This is a genomic window from Faecalibacterium sp. 3 (assembly GCF_048323735.1).
GTDB classification, from domain to species: Bacteria; Bacillota; Clostridia; order Oscillospirales; family Ruminococcaceae; genus Faecalibacterium; species Faecalibacterium wellingii.
In genome coordinates this window covers 2,286,877-2,307,086 of the sequence record NZ_JBLWFN010000001.1, presented here as the reverse complement: position 1 = coordinate 2,307,086, position 20,210 = coordinate 2,286,877, and the positions used below count along the sequence as shown (strand labels likewise).

Here is a 20,210-nt window from a genome sequence, read left to right as displayed (position 1 = left end):
TTTTTCATCTTAACCACTCTTAAGAAATTCCTGCCCCTTTTCCTAAGAATCATCCTGTATACTTCCAGATATTGGCGGGGGAGTACCACCGCTGTACACAATACAGGAGGGGCGATACAATGCTGCGAAAGAAAAACAGCGAGCCGGCGCAGCTGCCGGAGGCCCGGCAGGAGCTGCTGGGATTTGAAAGCCCGGCGGCGCAGCCGGGCAAAAAAGACCCGAAACAGTTTTTGAAGCACAACTGGAAAAAGATCACGGCGGTGGTGTGCGTGGCGGCGGTGGCCGCTGCGGTGCTGCTGCCCAAAACCAGCAAAAAAGACGTGCAGGCCAGCACCCAGTATGTGGAAGCAGCGCTGGAACGGCGGGATATCACCAACACCTTCAGCGGTTCCGGAACCATTTCCGCAGCCAATACCTATACGGTCAAGTCGCTGGTGAAGGGTACCGTGCTCACCGCCGATTTCGAGGTGGGTGATACCATCGAAAAGGGAACGGTGCTGTATACCATCGACAGCTCAGACGTTGCCACCAGCGTGGAAAAGGCCCAGCTCGCTCTGGAGCAGGCGCAGCGCAGCTACGACGATGCCGCCGATGCCCAGTACATCCGCAGTGTCATTGGCGGCACGGTGGCTTCCATCAAGGTCAAGGCCGGTGACTACGTGACCGCCGGGCAGGAGATCGCCACCGTGCGGGACGATTCCAGCCTGCTGCTCACGCTGGAATTCCCGGCGGCAGATGCTTCCAATTTTGCCGTGGGTCAGGCTGCACAGGTCATGCTCAACGGTACCTTTGAGACCCTTCCCGGCACGGTGCAGGCTGTGGCCGGCACCGACACCATCAGCAGCGGCAATCTGCTGGTGCGCACCGTGACCATTGCGGTGCCGAACAACGGCAGCCTGACCACTGCACAGGCAGCATCGGCCTCCATCAATGGCGTCAGTGCGCTGGCCTCGGCCCGGTTCGATTACCAGCACCAGCAGACCGTCACAGCCACCACCAGCGGCACCGTGTCCGCTGTCTGTGTCAAAGAGGGCACCGCCGTTGCGGCGAACACGGCCATTGTGCAGCTTTCCGGCGCCGAGCTGAGCAGGCAGGTGCAGTCCGCTGCCGACAGTCTGCTGAACGCACAGCTTTCCATGAGCGACACCGAAAAACAGATGGAAAACTATACCATCACCTCGCCCATCAGCGGCACCGTGATCCAGAAGAATGTCAAGGCCGGTGACACTGTGGGCACCGACACAGCTTCCAGCGAGACGCTGTGCACCATCTACGATCTGAGCTATCTGGAAATGACCCTGAATGTGGACGAGCTGGAGATCCTCTCCATCAAGGAGGGACAGACCGTCACCATCACCGCAGACGCCATCTCGGACCGCACCTTTACCGGCGTGGTCACCAGCGTTTCCGCTGCAGGCACCACCACCGGCGGCACCACGACCTACCCGGTGACCATCCGCATTGATGATACCGGCGATCTGCTGCCCGGCATGAATGCCACGGCCGAGATCGAGGTGAGCAGTGCCGAGAACGCCCTCACCATTCCCAATGGCGCGGTGGTGCGCGGCAATTACGTGCTTGTCACAAAGGACTCGCCCAGTGCCGTCAACGCCGTGCAGGATATGACTGCGCCGGACGGCTATGTGTACGTAAAGATCACCACCGGCACCAGCGACAACGATTCGATCGAGGTGACCGGCGGCCTGCAGGAGGGCGACACCATCGCCTACGATGCCGACGCCGCTGAAAAGCAGAACGCCAGCGACAGCATGGAATTCATGGTGGGCCCGGGCGGCACCATCGCCTACGATGCCGACGCTGCTGAAAAACAGAACGCCAGCGACAGCGGCGGGCACGGCAGAGGGAACGGAGGCCCGGGAGGTGGCTTCTGATGAGTGCCCTCATTGAATTTGATCATGTGTGCAAGTATTACCAGATGGGCGATACCCTTGTAAAGGCTGCAGATCACATTTCGATGCAGATCAACAAGGGCGAGTTCGTGGCCATCGTGGGCCAGTCGGGCTCCGGCAAATCCACCTGCATGAACATCATCGGCTGTCTGGATGTGCCCACGGCGGGCACCTATAAACTCAATGGCCGGGATGTGGGCAGAATGAGCCGCGATGAACTGGCCGAGATCCGCAACGAGCTGCTGGGCTTCATTTTTCAGCAGTATAACCTGCTGCCCAAGCTCAGCCTGATGGAAAACGTGGAGGTTCCGCTGGTGTATGCCGGGGTGCCGCGCGGGGAGCGTCACTGCCGTGCCGCCGCAGCACTGGAACGGGTGGGCCTTGGAGATAAGCTCCGGAACAAGCCCAACCAGCTTTCCGGCGGTCAGCAGCAGCGTGTTTCCATCGCGCGGGCACTGGCAGGCCGTCCGGCTGTCATTCTGGCCGACGAGCCCACCGGCGCACTGGACAGCCACACCGGCCGTGAGGTACTGAAAATGCTGCAGGAGCTGCACCGGCAGGGCAATACCGTGGTGCTCATCACCCACGATAACTCCATTGCCGTGCAGGCCCGGCGCATCATCCGGCTGGAGGACGGCCATGTGGTGTACGACGGCGATGCCCACGCACCCGAAGCCGTGGTGCAGCCCGGCTGTGGGATCAGGACGGAACAGGAGGGGAGCGCATCATGATCTATGAGACCTTCCGCGAGGCTGTCCAGAACATCTGGAGCAACAAGTTCCGCACCTTCCTCACCATGTTGGGCATTATCATTGGCGTGACGGCGGTCATCGTCATCGTGGGTCTGGGCAACGGCATGACCCAGAGCATCGCGTCCAGCTTTGCAGACCTTGGCACCAATATCATCAGCGTGCAGGTCATGGGCTACGGCTCCCGCTCGGTGGAGGTGGAGGATGTTTACAGCCTCGTGGATGCCCACCCGGATTTGTTCGAGGCTGTGTCGCCTACGGCCAGCATCAACAGCACCGTGAAGGTGGGCACCACCAGCTACAGCAATACCTCCGTCAAGGGCGTGAGCGAGAGCTATCTTGGGATGAGCGGCTACATCGTCCGCGTCGGGCGCGGTATCAACTATGTGGATCTGACCGACAACAAGAAGATCTGCGTTGTGGGCGACTATATCAGCCGTGTGGCCTATGGCGGCAATGCCGTGGGCCAGACCATCAAGATCGGCTCGGAGAAATATACGATTGTGGGCGTACTGGAAGCCAAGGTGACAGACACCTCGGATCAGGAGGGCAGCAGCGATGATATCGTTCTGCTGCCCTACACCACGGCGCTCCGCGTTTCAAAGACCAGCACCGCCAGCTCCTACGCTGTCACCGTGACCAGCGAGGACAACATTTCCGAAGCGAAGACCGTACTGGAAAATGGTCTGCAGGAGCTGCTCAATTCCGATGAGGGCTACATGGTCACCAGCATGAGCGAAATGCTGGATATGATGACCTCCATGGTGAACATGGTCGTCACCATCCTCACAGCCATTGCGGCGATCTCGCTGCTGGTGGGCGGCATCGGCATCATGAACATCATGATGGTGTCCGTCACCGAGCGCACCCGTGAGATCGGCATCCGCAAGGCGCTGGGTGCGAAGGAACGGGTCATTCTGGGCCTGTTCGTCACCGAAGCTGCCACCACTTCCGCCTTTGGCGGCGTGCTGGGCATCGGTCTCGGCTATCTGCTTTCCGCGCTCGCCAACAGGATCCTGCCGCTGGTCATGAGCGATATGGAAATGACTGTGTCGCCGTCCCTTGGCTCGGTGGCTGTGGCCTTTGGCATTTCGGTGGGCATCGGTGTGCTGTTCGGCTACCTGCCCGCAAAGCGTGCGGCCCGGCTGAACCCCATCGAAGCGCTGCGCTATGACTGATAACCCTCTCACCGGCACGGTCCGCTTGCAGCGGCGCAATGCCGGAGCTCTCCCAAAGGGCGAGCCCAAAATTAAGGAGGCAACTATGAAAAAACGATTTCTCGCACTGCTGCTGGCGGTGTGCATCGGCGTGTCCGTGCTGGTGCTGCCGGCTTCGGCAGCGGGCTCCAACACGGCGGTGCAGACGGCGGTGACGCTGGGCGCTTTCTCCACCGAGGAAGCGGCCGGGCTGAGCACGCCGCTCACCCGCGGGCAGCTGGCAAAGCTGCTGGTGGCCTTTTCTGCCTACCACGATAACGCCAATACGCAGGGCAGCATCGGTACCCTGTATACCGATGTGAACGGCAGCAGCGCTGATGCGCCCTATATCCGCATTGCAGTGCAGCAGGGCTGGATGAGCGGCTACACCGACGGTTCCTTCCGCCCGGATAACACCGTCACGCTGGAAGAAGCCTGCACTGCCGCCCTGACCCTGCTGGGCTACGATATCACCACCCTGACCGGTGGTTTTCCGGCAGCACAGCTGAACAAGGCCAATGCCATCGGCCTGCGGAGCAATCTGGGCTGCACGCAGGGCCAGACCATGACTCTGGAAGAGGGCGCAGTGCTGCTGTACAATGCCCTTACCGCAAATACGGCAGACGGCAGTGTGTACGGCACCACGCTGGGCTACACCGTGACGAACGGTCAGGTGGATGTTTCCTCCATCCTGCTCAGCAGTCTGGAGGGCCCCTTTGTGGCATCCGAGGGTGAGAGCCTGCCCTTTGTGCCAGAGGCCATCTACCGCAATGGCAGTGTGAGCACCTCGGCACAGCTTTCCGCCTATGACGTATACTATTACAATGCCAGCGCAAAGACGGTGTGGATCTACACCCGCAAGGCAGCAGGCCGTATCACGGCGGTGTCGCCCAGCGCCAGCGCACCCACCTCTGTTACCGTGGCAGGCACCAGCTACACCATTGCAAGCTCCTCGGCGGCGGCACAGCTGTCCAGCCTGAACGGCGGCGGCGTGGGGCAGGTGGTCACCCTGCTGCTGGGCATGAACAACGAGGCCGTTGCGGTGCTGACTGGCGATGAAGCGGACGAAGTGTTCTATGGTGTGGTGCAGACCGCCGCCCGCAGCCTTGTGGAGGAAAACGGTGCGGACGTCCGGCAGGCGGTGGCAGTCAAGTGCACTGACGGCGTTACCCGCACCGTGAATGTGGACAAAAGCCTGAATTACCCGGCGGGCTGGATGGTGAAGATCACGGTGAACGCCGAGGGTGAACAGGTGGAGACCATCACCAAAACCAGCACCTCCGGCACCATCAATGCAGACGGCACTGCTCTGGGCGGCACTGCCCTTGCAGACGACGTAGAAATTCTGGATACGACATCGGAGGGTGTGGCTGGGACGGTAAGTCCCAGCCGCCTATCGGGGGTAACACTTTCTGACGCCGATGTGCGCTACTACACCACCAACGAAAACGGCCAGATCGACCGCCTGATCCTGAACGATGTGACCGGTGATCTGTGGACCTATGGCGTGCTGGATGATGTGAAGAATCTCATCAACAACACCACGACCACCACCAGCGGAACGACCTCCTCCGGCATGACGGTCAGCACGGCGATCAAAAAGCTCACAGGGAACGACAGCACCACTGGCACGACCGGCAGCAGCACCACCACGACCACGACGGATGATTCCCAGATCATCAGCGATGTGGCGGATATCGTGCTGCCCAGCACCGGCGATCTTTTGTGGGGCCTTGTGGACGGCAGCATTGGCAGCAGCCTGTGGGAAAGCGTGACCGGCAGCACCGATAAACTGGCAAGCTACCTGCTCAAACTGGGCGCCAACAATACCAGCGGCAGCCTGAGCACCGTGCTCAACTATCTGGGAAGCGGTGCAGATTACGTGTGCTACGTGAACGGCAAACAGACGACCTACAAGACCAGTACCAAATATCCGGTGCTGGCAGGCGGCATCGCCATTGGCACCAGCACCTCCGGTACGGTCAAGTCCATGACGCAGCTGCTGCCCGTAGTCATTGACAAGGTGGGTGCGGCCTCGGTCATGAGCGGAAACAAAAAGTACGAAACTGCCGATGAGATGCAGGTGTATCTGTGGTATAAAGGCACCTACTATCCCACCACTCTTTCTCAGGTGAACGGTGAGGAGTACACCCTCATCGGCTGGTACGATGGCGGCCTGCGCGCGGCAGGCGGCAAGATCCGTGTGCTGATCGCGGTCAGGAAAAATTGAATCCGGTCCCGCCCTCCCCGATGGGAGGGCTTTTGCTGTCCGCACAGCGCATACGGTCAAGCTGAAAAATGAATAAAATTTACGCACGTGATGATATCATTTTAGGGTGATTGAGCAAAGAATCGAAAGAAGTCCCATAATCATATTGACATAATGGGTAATGGGGTGTAAACTACATGCATCGGGTCGAGCAAATCCGAAAATTGAGATCATTCAGGGAGGAAACGGCTATGATGTGTTGTTGCGCAATGTGTTGTTGTACCGCAAACGCTTCCCGGACCGGCCGCCCTGCAGTATGGTATGCCGTGTGAGCATATCTGCAAATTCTGTGTGGGAACACGCAGAGAGATCTGACGCTGACCGCCTGGGAGCTTACTCGAAGAGGGAGCTTCCGGGCGTTTTGTTTTGACCCGCAAATCAGGATACAAGGGAGGAATCCGGCAATGGACTGGAATGCGATCCAGCAATATTTGCCGCTCTACCAGAAAGCAGCCGTGCTGACGGTACGGCTGGGCGTTGCAGGCATCATCTTTGCCATCATCATCGGGCTTGCGTGCGCGGTGATCCAATACGACAAGGTGCCGGTGCTGCGGCAGATCGTGGGTGTTTACATCCAGCTGTCCCGCAACACGCCGCTGCTGGTGCAGCTGTTCTTTATCTACTATGGCCTGCCTAAGGTGGGCATCCGGACCAATGCCGAGATCTGCGGCATCGCAGGTCTGGCGTTTCTGGGCGGCAGCTATATGGCCGAAGCATTTCGCAGCGGTCTGGAAGCCATCGAGCCCATCCAGACCGAGAGCGCCTACAGTCTGGGCATGGATCGTCTGCAGACCATGCGGTATGTGATCCTGCCGCAGGCAATGTCCACAAGTATGCCGGCCTTCATGGCAAACGTGATCTTCCTGCTCAAGGAGACCAGCGTGTTCAGCGCCATCAGCCTGATGGACCTGATGTTCACGGCCAAGGATCTCATCGGCATGTATTCCAAGACCATCGAATGCCTGTTCCTGCTGGTGGCGTTCTACCTCATCATCCTGCTGCCGGTGTCCATCGTGGGCAGCCTGATCGAAAGGAGGCTGCGCTATGCTGGATTTGGGTCTTGACGTCCTGTTCAAGGGCAAAAACATGGCCCGCCTGATGGGAGGTCTTGGCGTAGCTCTCAAGATCAGCGCGGCATCCGTGCTGATCAGCCTGCCGCTCGGCATTCTGCTGGGTGTGCTGATGACCTTCCGCAATCCCATCATCAAGGCGATCCTGCGGCTGTATCTGGAATTTATCCGTATCATGCCGCAGATGGTGCTGCTGTTCCTCGTCTACTTTGGCACCACCCGCGCGTTCGGGTGGAACCTTTCCGGCGAGACGGCATCGATTATCGTGTTCGTGCTGTGGGGCACTGCCGAAATGAGCGACCTTGTGCGCGGTGCACTGATCGCCATTCCGAAGCACCAGTACGAGAGCGCTGAAGCGCTGGGTATGAGCCGCATCCAGACCTACTGGTACATCGTCATCCCGCAGACGGTGCGCCGCCTGATCCCGCTGTCCATCAACCTGATCACCCGTATGATCAAAACCACCAGTCTGGTGCTGATGATCGGTGTGGTAGAGGTGATCAAGGTGGCCCAGCAGATCATTGAGGCCAACCGCACCGCCAGCCCCAATGCAGCTTTCGGCATCTATCTCACAGTTTTTGTGCTATATTTCCTTGCATGCTGGCCCATCAGCCTGCTGGCAAGCTATCTGGAAAAGAAATGGAAGTGACCGTGTATGGCAGAACCTATTTTGACCGTTGAACATCTGATCAAAGCCTACGGCGAGACCCCAGTTCTGGACGACATCAGCTTTGCCGTCAAGCCCGGTGAGGTCATCGTGGTGGTCGGCCCCTCGGGCTGCGGCAAAAGCACGCTGCTGCGCTGCCTGAACGGTCTGGAGCCCACCCAGAGCGGCCGTGTGCGTCTGGGCAGTGAGACCGTTGCCTACGGCGGCAAAAACCTCACCCAGCTGCGCCAGCGGATCGGCATGGTGTTCCAGAGCTACGAGCTGTTCCCGCACATGACGGTGCTGGACAATGTCCTGCTGGCCCCCACCAAGGTGCAGAAGCGCCCCAAAGCAGAGGTGCAGCAGGAGGCCGAGGCCCTGCTGGACCGCGTGGGTCTGCTTGCCAAGAAAAACAGCTACCCGCGTGAGCTTTCCGGCGGACAGAAGCAGCGCGTTGCCATCGTGCGCGCACTGTGTATGCACCCGGAGATCCTTCTGTTTGATGAAGTGACCGCTGCCCTTGACCCGGAAATGGTGCGCGAGGTGCTGGACGTTATGCTGGACCTTGCCAAGCAGGGCAAGACCATGATCATCGTTACCCACGAAATGCAGTTTGCCCGCGCCATTGCCAACCGTGTCATCTTCCTGGATGGCGGCAAGATCGTGGAAGAGGCTGCACCGGCCGAGTTCTTTGACCGGCCCAAGACCGAGCGCGCGCAGCGCTTCCTGCGCACATTCACGTTTGATGCTGTGAAATGAGTCACAGATCAAGATAAAGACTGCGGGTGTTTCGCAGCCAATGGGAAAGATTTTGTAAAGGAGAATCCACTATGAAACAGTCTAAAATTTCTCGTCGTTCCTTCCTGCTGGGTCTGGGCGCAGTGTCCGCTGCTGCCGTTCTGACCGCATGCGGCGGCTCTTCTTCTGCTTCCACCGCAACTGCAGCATCTGGCAGCGCAGCATCCGGCAGCAGCGTGGTCTACCGCACGCTGGATCAGATCAAGGAGTCCGGCACCATCAATATCGGTGTTTTCTCCGACAAGAACCCGTTCGGCTATGTGGATGAGAACGGTGAGTATCAGGGCTATGATGTCTATTTTGCCCGCCGTCTGGGCGAGGATCTGGGCGTAGAGATCAACTTTGTTTCTACCGAGGCTGCCAACCGCATCGAGTATCTGCAGACCGGCAAGGTGGATGTGATCCTGGCAAACTTCACCGTGACCCCCGAGCGCGCAGAGGAAGTGGACTTCGCTCTGCCTTACATGAACGTTGCACTGGGCGTCATTTCTCCGGACAGCAATATTATCACTACTCTGGACAACTGGAACGCTGACGATCAGATGATCGTCATTTCCGGCACCACTGCCGAGACCTACCTGACCAAGGAGTACCCCGACATTCCGCTGCAGAAGTACGATTCCTATGCAACGGCCAAGAATGCACTGGAGAACGGCAACGGCGTGGCATGGGCCAACGACAACACCGAGGTCATTGCATTTGCAAAGCAGAACCCCGGCTACACGGTCGGCATTCCCTCTCTGGGCAGTCAGGACACCATTGCTCCCGCTGTGAGCCAGGGCAACACCACCGTTCTGGATTGGCTGAACGAGGAGATCAAGGCTCTGGGCGAAGAAAACTTCTTCCACAAGGACTATGAGGAGACTCTGGTGGATACCTACGGCCTTGACTATGAGGATGAGCTGGTCGTTGAGGGCGGCGAGACCGCTTCCAGCGAGGCAGCAGCTTCTGAGGCTGCTGCTTCCGAAGTAGCTTCCAGCGCAGCCGCACAGTAAATAAAAAACACCGAACGGGCAGGAGAGGGTTGAACCTTTCCTGCCCGTTTTTGCATTGCACCATCTGCCGGAACGTGCTATACTGGAACAAAACAACTCCTGTCCGAAAAACCTGAAAAAGAGAGGATGTTCCCAATGAAACGTGCCTATACGAACGGGATCCTGCTGGATGGCACCGAGCAGATGCAGCCGGTAGCGCACAAAATCCTGCTGACCGAGGATGATAAGATCACTGCCATTGCCGATGAGGGTGTGGATCTGGATGGCTATGAGGTCATCGATCTGCACGGCAGCTACATCATGCCGGGTCTGGTCAATCTGCATGTGCATCTGGCGGGCAACGGCAAGCCCAGCGCAAAGCCGCGGGACAATGCTGCGCTGGTGCGCAAAATTCTGAGCAATGGCCTGACCCGTGCGGTGGCCTACAGGCTGGTGTGCAGCTACGCGAAGCTGGAACTGCTGGGTGGCGTGACCACCATCCGTACCGTGGGCGGCATTGCGGATTTTGACACCCGCTGCCGGGACGATGCCGCTGCAGGCAGACTGCTTGCGCCGCGCATTCTTGCCGCCAACGAGGGCATTTCGGTGCCCGGGGGACACATGGCGGGTTCGGTGGCAGTTGCGGCCCATAACAATGCCGAAGCGCTGGCTCAGCTGAGAAAGGCCAGCAGCCAGAAGGTGGATCTTGTCAAGCTGATGATCACCGGCGGTGTGCTGGATGCCACGGAAAAGGGAACGCCCGGAGAGCTGAAAATGAAGCCGGAGATGGTCAAGGCCGTTTGCGACGAAGCCCACAGGCTGGGCTACACCGTAGCAGCACACACCGAATCGCCGGAGGGCGTAAAGGTGGCGCTGGAAAATGGGGTGGATTCCATCGAGCACGGTGCAAAGATGGACGATGAGACGGTCCGCCTGTATAAGGAGCGGGGAGCCTTCCTGTGCACGACCATCTCCCCGGCGCTGCCCTATGCGCTGTTCGATACAGCGATTTCCGGTGCCTCGGAAAAGGATCAGTACAACGGCAAGATCGTGTTTGACGGCGTGGTGGCAAGCGCAAAGACCGCGCTTGCCAACGGCATCCCGGTGGGTTTGGGCAATGACGTGGGCTGCCCCTACATCACCCAGTATGATTTCTGGCGGGAGCTGTGCTATTTCCATAAGTATTGCGGTGTGAGCAATCGGTTCGCCCTCTACACGGCGACCCTGCGCAACGCACAGCTGGCCGGAGTAGGAGATGTGACCGGTTCCATTGAGCCGGGCAAGAGCGCAGACTTTATTGTGACGAAGCACGATCCGCTGAAAGACCTGCGTGCGCTGCAGCATCTGGAGCTGGTGGTGTGCCGGGGCCATGTGGTCAAAAAGCCGAATCCCAAGCGCAATAAAACGGTCGATGCCCTGCTGGACCCGTATCTGGCATAAAACTGCGGAAAGCGATCAAAAGAAAAGCAAGGGGCTGCTGCACCAGATGACGTGCGGCAGCCCCTTGCTTTGCAGCGGAAGATTCACATGCTTGCCATCACAGCCAGAATGCTCTGCCAGCTCTTGCTCCGGGCAGGGGAAGTGTGAGCCGAACGGCTGCGGCTGACTGCTGCAGCTGCGCCGGAAGCGGCAGGGCCCATGGCAGTCAGCGGCACAGACGGATGGAAGAATACGGCGGTATCGCTGGCCAGCCACTGGGCCGCAAGGTGCGCGGCCTGCGGGTCTGCCTGCAAGGCGCGGCGCTCACTTCCGGCCAGAAAATCTGCCAGCCAGTAGAGGATGGCGCTCAGCGGCTGACTGGGTGCAGGGCCCTGACTCCAGTAGGTCCAGCGGGCACCGGCCCCTACAAAGCTCTCCACGGTAATAACGGCACCGGTGCGGGCGTTCTGGGGGATGCTGCCCTGATGATCGGCTCCTGCAAGGGTGCGCAGCTCAGACAGGATGCGCTGGGTGCGTGCCAGATCCAGCCGGTCTTCCCGGCAGTAGGCACGGAAATCGGTCTCGTCGATCAGGCCGTCGGCACTGGAAGGAAAGCGGCCTACCAGCTGCCCATCAGCATTGTGGCACAGCTGCCAGCCCTTGCGGAACAGCTGGAAGTTCAGGCAGCGGCGCCCCATGGTGGAGTAGCACAGGATGGAGGTGTTCTCACCGGGCAGCTGCTTGAGCTCCAGACAGGCATCGTTGCCGCAGGTATCCTGCAGCTTTACCGTTAAAAGAAGCTGCGCACGGGGGTGCTGGGCAGACATGGCGTTGTGCATTGCGGTAAAATAACGGCTGGCGTCCATCGTGAGTTCCTCCCTGAAAAGCTGATACAGCGGTTCGTTGTATAACAGGCGGGTTCTGCAGCAGACAGCCCTGTGCACGGGGCGGCTTACGCAGGATTGTTTTATCTTGTGAACCCAGTATAGCATATTTCACAACGAAAAACAACTATAAGTTTATCGAAAATTGAAAGAATTTGCAGGGTGCGGCAGGGGAAACAAAATCCGGACGAAACACGGTTGTGATGCGGTTGTATAAAACGGCCTGCAGACGGAGAAAACTCTCTCGTCTGCAGGCCGTTGCTCTTATAAAACTCTTATTTCAGTCGCCCAGTTCCCGGATCTCGTTCTGGATCAGCCGCCCGGCAGCACGAGCCAGCTGGTCCATGCCGCGGATGCGTGCCATATTTTTGCCGTAGATCTGTGCAGCGGCACCGGCAGAGCTATCCTCGCCCATGAACACGGCAGACACCCGGATGCCCATGCGCTGCAGCGCACGCACCTGCGCGGCAGTGTCGGCCACACCGGCGGCGTCCTCGTAACCGCAGCCCAGCGGTTTTTCCGGGCTGGGCGGGATGCGGCGGCTGTCGTTGGGCGAAGCATCCGTCAGTACGATAAGCAGGTGCCGCGGCGCAGGGCCGGGCGCAAACTGCAAAAGGTCGCCTGCGGCCCGCAGGGCAAGGCCGTCACGGTTCCAGCCGGAAGCGAAATAACGGTTGATGTTCTGCAGGTTTTTGTCTGCAAAGCCTTTGAGCACCCGTAGTACGGTGTAGCCCCGCAGGCTACTGAAGCTGGACACCCGCACCGGGATCCCGCAGGCTGCAAGGCTCTGGGCCAGAATAGAACCCTGCGCCGCAATGACCTCCTGACAGTGCAGGCGGGACGCAGATGCATCCAGCAGAAGATCCACCGTAAAGGAAGGCTGGTTTTCCTCCTCGGCGCATAAAAATACCCGGTCATCGTTCAAAAGTGGTGCCCGCCAGATGCGTCCGGCATTCAGGTTTCCGCTGCGGGCCACACGGGCGTTGGGCTGCTGATGCACCAGAATGCAGTTGCGGATCTGTTCGGTGAGCCGTAGCACCACGCTGCGGTGCAGTTCCCGGTTCTTAGCGTAGTAGGCGCGATTGCGGTCAGCCTGAAGTTCGGCCTGCTCAGCCAGATGCTTTGCCTCCGGGGTGGGGGCCTGCTCCGGGCTTGGCACACCGGCGCTGAACCACAGATGGCATCCCAGGTGGTCGCCCACGCAAAGCTCCTGCTCAGCCTTGCGCAGCCGTTCCGGCGGGTAGAGGGAGCGGCCGAAGCAGCTTTCGATGTAGGCTCTGTCCTGCGCGGCATCCTGCTTCAGGGTGATGTGGGCCCTGCGCTTGTCCACCGCCAGTCCGCCGCCCACAGCATCCACGGAGCTTGAGTGCTCCACGGTCACGCGGTCCGTTTTGATCATCTGGGTGGGCATGGCTTTGGTGGCAAGCTTTGCCAGCAGACCGTCCAGATGCAGATGCAAAGCTGCTTTCTGGTGCACAGTGCCGTCGAACAGGTTGAATTTTGCGTAGATCGATAAAATTTCGGCTTTCAGCTGGTCCGGCTCCGGCACATGCTCCGGGGCCAGCGCAGCGGCAAGGCCGGACTCGTAAGGGGTCATCACCGGGTCGGTGCGGCCCAGTACACGCCGCCAGCGTGCGGCCTGCATGGTGTAGACCAGCTGATTTTTTGCCATCCACTCCTGCCGTGAAAGCTTGTACTGGATGGCAAAGAAATAATCTGCATGGGCATGGCGCAGTGCTTCCAGCACCGGGCGGCGGGGCAGCTCCAGCCGATAGGCTGCATTTTCCAGATACAGCCATGTCATGTCGTCCAGCATCGTCTGCCGCAGATCACTGTCCCATGCGTCAAAGATGCTGCGGATCAGCGCGTCACCGTAATATTTATGGATGAGGCCCACGACAGTGTTCATGTAAAAATCGGTGGTGCCGTCGGTATAGCGGGCCAGAAACAGCGGCTCAAAGCCATAGGCTCCTGCAGCAGCCCAGACTTGATTGGCCGCACGCCGCTCCTGAGCGGTGTAGCTCTGGGCGTCCATCAGCCAAAGAGCTTGGCGGCATCCAGCTTGGCCGGAATGCGCGCTGCGATCACATCACGGATCAGGCTCTGCTCGTAGGAGTCAAAGGCTTTGTTGGTGATGCCCATATCCAGTGCCGCGCCTGCCGTGATGCCGCGCCGAATCAGCCGCAGGGCATCCAGCATGCCGCGCAGGTCCAGCGCCTTGGTGGAAATTTCTGCACTGTCGCACTTTTTCTGCAGGTCAAGGAACAGCAGTGCAAACTGGCGCACATACTTGGAAGCAAGATCGGGGAACTGCGTCCGCAGCAGCTTTTCCAGATCGTCCTGCGTAATGGTGGGCATCTGGATGACCACGAAACGGGAGGTGAGGGCCTCGTTCAGCTCACGGGTGCCGGCATAACCGTAGTTCATGGTGGCAATAAAGCGGGTCTCCTCCGCCAGCGGGATGCGGTCGTAGCCGGGCACATCGATGGCGCGGCGGAAGTCCAGCACCGCGTGCAGCACGGCCAGCGCTTCGTTTTTGGCCATGTTGATCTCATCCAGCACACCAAAGCCGCCGCACTGGGCGCAGCGGTATACCGGGCCGGGCCGGAACACCACCTGACCGTCCGCAAAAGTGTCCATGCCGATGAGGGACGCCGCATCCATGTTCACATGGAAGGAGATGTCCCACGCAGGACGGCCAAAGGCGGCGGCAAGGTTCTCGGCCAGCACGTTTTTGCCGGTGGCTTTTCCGCCTGCCAGCAGCAGGTTTTCGCCGCAGAGCAGCGCCGCCAGCGCCTGCTCCCACACCTGTTTGCCGTAGTAGGTAAAGGCAGGGGAAGGGATGCGCGGGCGCAGTGCGTCCGGCAGGGCGTGGGCAGCGCGGTACTGTTGGACTGCTTCCAGCAGGGCGGGGTCTACCCCTTCCTGCCGCAGAGTTTCAAGGAGATCAGACATTTGTACAAACACCTCGATTTTGCCGGTTGTCTGGCACAAACCGGCTGTTCAGCCTTATCATAGCACAATCGTGGGGATTTGTGTAGGGGGCACGTGGCGAAAAAATGGCAAAGAGAGGCGGCCCCAAACAGGGACCGCCTCTCTTCATGAAGAAAGAAGAAATGGAAAAACGCTTAAGTTGTGCCGGAAAACCGCGCTGGATCAGGCGTTATCCAGACCCGCCATCTGCTTGACAGCCTTCATGGCAAAGGTCAGGGTGCGGCCCATGGCTACACCAGCCATCAGGCAGGGATAGTTGTTGGCAAAGAAGCTGCCGGACATATCACCGGTGATATACAGGCCCTCCATGGGCTGGTTGTTGTTGTCCAGCGCCTGACCCTTTTCGTTGATGGCAATGCCCTGCTCGGTGGTCAGCAGAGAGGCACCCAGCCAGCAGCCGTAGAAGGGCGCAGTGCGGATGGCACTCAGGCGGTAAGCGGGCTTGCCGAAATCCTCATCGTTCTGCTTGTCGTACAGCTCATTGTAACGCTCCACGGTAGCAAGGAAGGTGTCCTTGGCAGCGCCGGTAAAGCCCATCTTGTCAGCCAGCTCGTCCAGCGTATCGCACTTGAACAATGCACCGGCCTCAATAGCCTCGTCCATCTTACCCTGAATGTACTTCTCGCCGCCGTTGCGGGTCTGGGCAGAGCAGCCGATGGTGTGGAAACGCTTTGCGTCCTCCAGAATGTTGGCATCGCAGATCTGTGCGTAGACGCGGCCCGGCTGGTGGGCGGCAGCGTAGACGATATCGTTGTAGGGGCAGCTCTCGTTGGCAAAGCGCTCGCCGTTGCGGTTCACCTTCAGGAAGGGCTGGGTACCGGGGTTGTACTGGCGGATCTTGCCGGGGAAGGCCTTGCCGCCAAAGGCGGAGTCGCTGTCCACATAGCCGCCATCCACGCCGGGGGCAACAACGCCGCGGTCAAACAGCATGGGAGCGGCTTCCTTGTCCAGATTGGCACCGGCCCACACAGCAGCGCGGATGCCGTAGCCCTTGTCGGCGGGGGAGTAGGAGCAGGCGGTGGTCACGCTGGTGCCCAGCGGGTCCAGCTGCTCCATCATGTAGGGGTTGCCGGGGAAACCGCCGCAGGCCAGCAGCACGCCCTTGTTGGCGTTGTAGCGGATAAAGTGGTCATCCTCGGTGCTCTGGGCGATGATGCCGGTAATGCGGCCCTCGCTGTTCTTTTCCAGTTTGGCCAGACTGGTCTTGAAGTCCACATCGTAGCCCAGCTCCTGAATGTACTGCAGCAGCAGCTCGTTGCGTGCCAGACCGGACTCGCGCTCGCTGGCCATGTAGTTGTGCTCCTGCACAGGATAGAGGTAGTCGGTGTTGTGCTCGGCATTTTCTGCAGGCCATGCAGCCTCGCTGCCGGAGGTGAAATCGCATACCCAGCCGTACTTATCTTCCAGAATGCTGCGCATGAAGTCGTGCATGGCGGCAGACTCGTTGATCCAGGTCTTGACAACGCGCTGGTCGCACTTGCCGGAGGCATAGCGGGAGATCTCGCTCAGCAGCTTTGCCTTATCGGTGGCGGGTTCGCCAGCCTCCTTAGCGGCAGCAGAATCAACAGCGCCGTACCAGTGACGGGTGTCCTGCACGTTGGCGTTCTGCTCGATAACACGGAAGTTCAGGCCGTTGGCAGCAGCATAGGCGGCGGCAAACATACCGCCGTTGCCTGCACCCACAATGAGGATGTCGGTGTCCACGGTCTCGGTGATGGCAGTCTCATCGATGTCGGGCTCTTTGCCCAGCCAGTCGTTTGCGTCGCCTGTGGGCAGCTGCACGCTGGACACCACGGCCTCACCCTTTGCCTGTGCGTAGCAGCTCTTGGCAGCTTTCATCACGGCGTCGGAGGTGATGGTAGAGCCGGAAACGCCGTCGATCTCGGCAGAACCGGCAGCCATCAGCTGCTCACGCAGCTCATCGGCAGCGGCAGCGCCGAAAGAGGCGGTCTCGCCGGAGGTGTCCACCACCACGTCGGTGACAGCGCTGTCAGAGAAGGTCATGGTGACCTTGACGGTGGAGGAGATGCCCTCGGCGGTGCCCTCGTAGGTGCCGGGAATGTACTGACCGGCAGCACCGGAGGCAGTGGAGCCGGAGGCGGAATTGCATGCAGCCAGTGCGCCGGCAGTGACACCGCTCATGGCGGCGGCAGCGGCGATCTTCAGAAAGCCCTTGCGGGAGATCTTGTTCATAGGTACGCTCTCTTTCTCTTTTCTCTTCTTGCTTTTCTTCTCATCGCGCAGCAAGTTAAAAACCACTTTGCTGAATCTTTAACAATTGTAGCGTAGAGCGGCGCACTTTACAATTCAATTATGTTATATTATAATTTAGGAAATCCTAATGTAAGAAGGCGAGGTTGCGCAGATGAACCAGAGTGCACTGGAAGGATTTGTGAAGATCGTAGAGATGGACAGCTTTTCGGCAGCAGCAGAGGCACTGTATCTTTCGCAGTCGGCGCTTTCGCAGCAGATCCGCACGCTGGAGGGACAGCTGCAGTTTGAACTGTTTCAGCATGTACCGCGCCGGGTGATCCTGACCCCGGCAGGCCGGGACTTTTACCCCAAGGCAAAGCAGCTGACAGCTCTGTATCAGGAGGCGGTGCGCCATGCCCGCGCGGTGCAGCAGCAGGAAAAACCGCCGGAAAGACATCTGATCATCGCAGGGTGTCATGAGGCAATGCGGATGTTCGTGTACGACCTGTTTTCCCTGACAAGTGACCTGTGCCTGCAATATACCCCTATTCTGGGGTGGTGTGCCAACCGCAGCGAGGTCTGGCGCAGCCTGAAAAAAGGGGAGATGGATCTTTCCTTCCAGCTGGAAAGTGCAGAGTTCTACGCGCAGGGGCTTACCTTTGTGCCGCTGTTCTATATGCCGGAACTTTGCATCCCCATCCACCCGCCCGCTGATATGCCGGTGGGCAGACTGACCTTGGAACAGGCATTGCAATACCGCTGGCTGCCCATCAAGGAGATGTACCAGACTGTCTACGAAACAAGACTGTTGCAGGAGGGAATGGACCGAGGGGTGGAGTTTACGCCGGTGGGCGGTATCCGCAGTGCAGCCTACGGCGACCCGGCACTCAAGATGATCCCGCCTTTCTATTACCGCAGACCGGACCTCAGTTTTGTGCGGGTACTGGACTGGGGCAGGGGACACCGGTTTGGCATCGTGCTGGGACAAAAGCGCGGGGATCCGGTGGTAATGGCCTATGTCCGCGCGTTGCAGCTACAGCTGCCGTCTCTTTCGGAAAAGCTGTTCGGCCTGAAGCTGGAAGCGGTGGAGGAATAAAGAAAAAAGAAAACCCTCTCAGGCGCATTCGCGCCAGCTCTCCCGAAGGGAGAGCTATATTGCAGCTGACCGACTCCCCCTCTCGGGGAAGCTGGCATCGCGCAGCGATGACTGAGAGGGTAAAACAAATAGCACCTGCTGCCCTCGGAAAGGAAGGCGGCAGGTGCTATTTTTGTGCTTATACTGCGATGACGGGCAGCTTACTCCACCACGTCCTCGAACTGGCTGTTGTACAGGTCGGCGTAGAAGCCGCCAGCTTCGATCAGCTGGTCGTGGGTGCCCTGCTCCACGATGTCGCCATCTCGCATCACAAGGATGAGGTCGGCGTCCCGGATGGTGGAAAGACGGTGGGCGATGACAAAGCTGGTGCGGCCCTCCATCAGGCGGTCCATGGCGGTCTGGATGCGCTGCTCGGTGCGGGTATCCACACTGCTGGTGGCCTCGTCCAAAATCAGGATGCGATTGTCGGCCAGAATGGTGCGGGCGATGGTGAGCAGCTGCTTCTGGCCCTGACTCACGTTGGAAGCGTCCTCGTTCAGCTCCATCTGGTAGCCGCCGGGCAGGGTGCGGATGAAGTGGTCGGCGTTGGCAGCCTTGGCGGCGGCGATCACTTCTTCATCGGTGGCATCCAGTCGGCCATAGCGGATGTTCTCCATGATGGTGCCCTTGAACAGCCATGTGTCCTGCAGCACCATGCCGAAGCCCTCACGCAGGGCGCTGCGGTCAAAGTCCCGCACATCGTGGCCATTCAGGGTGATGGAACCGGAATCCACATCATAGAAGCGCATGAGCAGCTTGACCATGGTAGTTTTGCCCGCGCCGGTGGGGCCGACGATGGCCACCTTCTGGCCGGGCTTGACCTCACAGCTGAAATCGTGGATGACGGTCTTGTCCGGGGTGTAGCCGAAGCGGACATGGCTGAATGTCACCTGTCCGTTGATGCAGGCAGGGTCCGCGCGGCGGGCCGGGTCTGCCTGCTGGTCCTCTTCCGGCTCGTTCAAAAACTCGAACACCCGCTCAGCGGCAGCGGCCATGCTCTGCAGCATGTTGGATACCTGAGAAAGCTGCTGGATGGGCTGGGTGAAGTTCTTGACGTACTGGATGAAGGCCTGAATGTCACCGATGGTAATGGTGCCGTTTGCCGCAAAAATGCTGCCCACGATGGCCACCGCCACGTAGCCCAGATTGCCCACAAAGTTCATAATGGGCATCATCAGGCCGGAGAGAAACTGGCTTTTCCACGCAGATTCATACAGCTTGTCGTTGGCGGCGTTGAAGTCGTTCAGCACCACGGCCTCGCGGTTGAAGGCTTTGACCACGTTGTGGCCGGAGTAGACTTCTTCCACCTGACCGTTTACGACGCCCAGAATGGCCTGCTGGGCCTTGAAGTATTTCTGGCTGAACCGAACTACGATGAGCACGAGCACCAGCGAGACGGGCAGGATCAGCAGGGCGATCAGGGTCATCTTCGGGCTGATGGACAGCATCATGACCAGCACGCCGATCATGGTGGTCACGCTGGTGATGAGCTGGGTGATGCTCTGGTTCAGGCTCTGGCCCAGCGTGTCCACATCGTTGGTGATGCGGGACAGCACCTCGCCCACGGTGCGCTTTTCAAAGTAGGCAAGGGGCAGGCGGTTGATCTTTTCGCTGATCTGACGGCGGAAATCGTAGCACACCTTCTGCGAAAGACCGGTCATCAGCCAGCCCTGAATAAAGCTGAATGCGCTGCTCAGCAGGTACATGCCCAGCAAAAACAGCAGGATGCGGCCGATATACACAAAGTCGATGCTGCCGGTGCCGCGCAGCTTGGCGATCCAGCCGGTAGCAAGGGCCGTGGTGGCCTTTGCCAGCACCTTGGGGCCTGCAATGTTGAAGATGGTAGAAAGAATGGCAAATACAATGGCGGTAACGAGCGAAAGGCGGTAGCGGCCAAGGGTGCGCACAAGCTGCAGCAGGGTGCCCTTGAAGTCCTTGGCGCGTTCGGTCGTCATGCGTCCGGGTCTTGGCAT

At 59.3% G+C, this 20,210-nt stretch carries 15 protein-coding genes; 10 read left to right on the top strand and 5 right to left on the bottom strand.

Features of this window, described 5'->3' with window-relative positions; genetic code table 11:
• Positions 1-119: 119 nt before the first annotated feature.
• The 9 genes from ACNSPV_RS10950 (at position 120) to ACNSPV_RS10910 (ending at position 11,052) form a co-directional block, all read left to right on the top strand.
• Complete coding sequence (locus ACNSPV_RS10950; protein ID WP_348583409.1) at positions 120-1,892, top strand: efflux RND transporter periplasmic adaptor subunit; 1,773 nt, start codon at positions 120-122, stop codon at positions 1,890-1,892.
• Positions 1,892-2,641 carry an ABC transporter ATP-binding protein gene (locus ACNSPV_RS10945; RefSeq protein WP_348583410.1) on the top strand — a complete coding sequence of 250 codons (750 nt, stop codon included), beginning with the start codon at positions 1,892-1,894 and terminating at the stop codon, positions 2,639-2,641. The genes ACNSPV_RS10950 and ACNSPV_RS10945 overlap by 1 nt, the downstream gene beginning before the upstream one ends.
• Positions 2,638-3,837 carry an ABC transporter permease gene (locus ACNSPV_RS10940; protein ID WP_348583411.1) on the top strand — a complete coding sequence of 400 codons (1,200 nt, stop codon included), beginning with the start codon at positions 2,638-2,640 and terminating at the stop codon, positions 3,835-3,837. The genes ACNSPV_RS10945 and ACNSPV_RS10940 overlap by 4 nt, the downstream gene beginning before the upstream one ends.
• 85 nt (positions 3,838-3,922) lie before the next feature.
• Positions 3,923-6,085: an S-layer homology domain-containing protein gene (locus tag ACNSPV_RS10935; RefSeq protein ID WP_348583413.1), complete on the top strand. Its 2,163-nt coding sequence runs from the start codon at positions 3,923-3,925 to the stop codon at positions 6,083-6,085.
• Between the two features lie 443 nt (positions 6,086-6,528).
• Positions 6,529-7,188: an amino acid ABC transporter permease gene (locus tag ACNSPV_RS10930; protein ID WP_249236746.1), complete on the top strand. Its 660-nt coding sequence runs from the start codon at positions 6,529-6,531 to the stop codon at positions 7,186-7,188.
• Positions 7,169-7,843 carry an amino acid ABC transporter permease gene (locus tag ACNSPV_RS10925; RefSeq protein ID WP_339395664.1) on the top strand — a complete coding sequence of 225 codons (675 nt, stop codon included), beginning with the start codon at positions 7,169-7,171 and terminating at the stop codon, positions 7,841-7,843. Before ACNSPV_RS10930 ends, ACNSPV_RS10925 begins: the two co-directional genes overlap by 20 nt.
• Before the next feature lie 6 nt (positions 7,844-7,849).
• The gene (locus tag ACNSPV_RS10920; protein ID WP_316543719.1) at positions 7,850-8,599 is read left to right on the top strand and encodes an amino acid ABC transporter ATP-binding protein; all 750 of its coding nucleotides are present in this window, start codon (positions 7,850-7,852) and stop codon (positions 8,597-8,599) included.
• A gap of 71 nt (positions 8,600-8,670) precedes the next feature.
• Positions 8,671-9,633, top strand: a complete 963-nt coding sequence (locus tag ACNSPV_RS10915) for a substrate-binding domain-containing protein (RefSeq protein WP_348583414.1) — start codon at positions 8,671-8,673, stop codon at positions 9,631-9,633.
• Positions 9,634-9,768: 135 nt separating this feature from the next.
• Positions 9,769-11,052, top strand: coding sequence for an amidohydrolase family protein (locus tag ACNSPV_RS10910; protein ID WP_348583415.1), 1,284 nt, complete (start codon positions 9,769-9,771; stop codon positions 11,050-11,052).
• 83 nt (positions 11,053-11,135) lie between these two features.
• Here ACNSPV_RS10910 and ACNSPV_RS10905 read toward each other — a convergent pair whose 3' ends face one another.
• The 4 genes from ACNSPV_RS10905 to ACNSPV_RS10890 all read right to left on the bottom strand — a co-directional run bounded on the left by ACNSPV_RS10905 (position 11,136) and on the right by ACNSPV_RS10890 (position 17,102).
• On the bottom strand, positions 11,136-11,897 hold the full coding sequence (locus tag ACNSPV_RS10905; protein ID WP_348583416.1) for a hypothetical protein: 762 nt from the start codon (positions 11,895-11,897) through the stop codon (positions 11,136-11,138).
• Between the two features lie 298 nt (positions 11,898-12,195).
• The gene (locus ACNSPV_RS10900) at positions 12,196-13,950 is read right to left on the bottom strand and encodes a hypothetical protein (protein WP_348583417.1); all 1,755 of its coding nucleotides are present in this window, start codon (positions 13,948-13,950) and stop codon (positions 12,196-12,198) included.
• Positions 13,950-14,870: a MoxR family ATPase gene (locus ACNSPV_RS10895; protein ID WP_348583419.1), complete on the bottom strand. Its 921-nt coding sequence runs from the start codon at positions 14,868-14,870 to the stop codon at positions 13,950-13,952. The genes ACNSPV_RS10900 and ACNSPV_RS10895 overlap by 1 nt, the downstream gene beginning before the upstream one ends.
• Positions 14,871-15,071: 201 nt before the next feature.
• The gene (locus tag ACNSPV_RS10890; protein WP_348583420.1) at positions 15,072-17,102 is read right to left on the bottom strand and encodes an FAD-binding protein; all 2,031 of its coding nucleotides are present in this window, start codon (positions 17,100-17,102) and stop codon (positions 15,072-15,074) included.
• A 172-nt stretch (positions 17,103-17,274) separates the two neighbouring features.
• On the opposite strand from ACNSPV_RS10890, the gene ACNSPV_RS10885 reads away from it, so the two are divergent.
• Positions 17,275-18,198 carry a LysR family transcriptional regulator gene (locus ACNSPV_RS10885; RefSeq protein WP_348583421.1) on the top strand — a complete coding sequence of 308 codons (924 nt, stop codon included), beginning with the start codon at positions 17,275-17,277 and terminating at the stop codon, positions 18,196-18,198.
• A 200-nt stretch (positions 18,199-18,398) separates the two neighbouring features.
• On the opposite strand, the gene ACNSPV_RS10880 is transcribed toward ACNSPV_RS10885, so the two are convergent.
• The gene (locus ACNSPV_RS10880; protein WP_348583422.1) at positions 18,399-20,210 is read right to left on the bottom strand and encodes an ABC transporter ATP-binding protein; all 1,812 of its coding nucleotides are present in this window, start codon (positions 20,208-20,210) and stop codon (positions 18,399-18,401) included.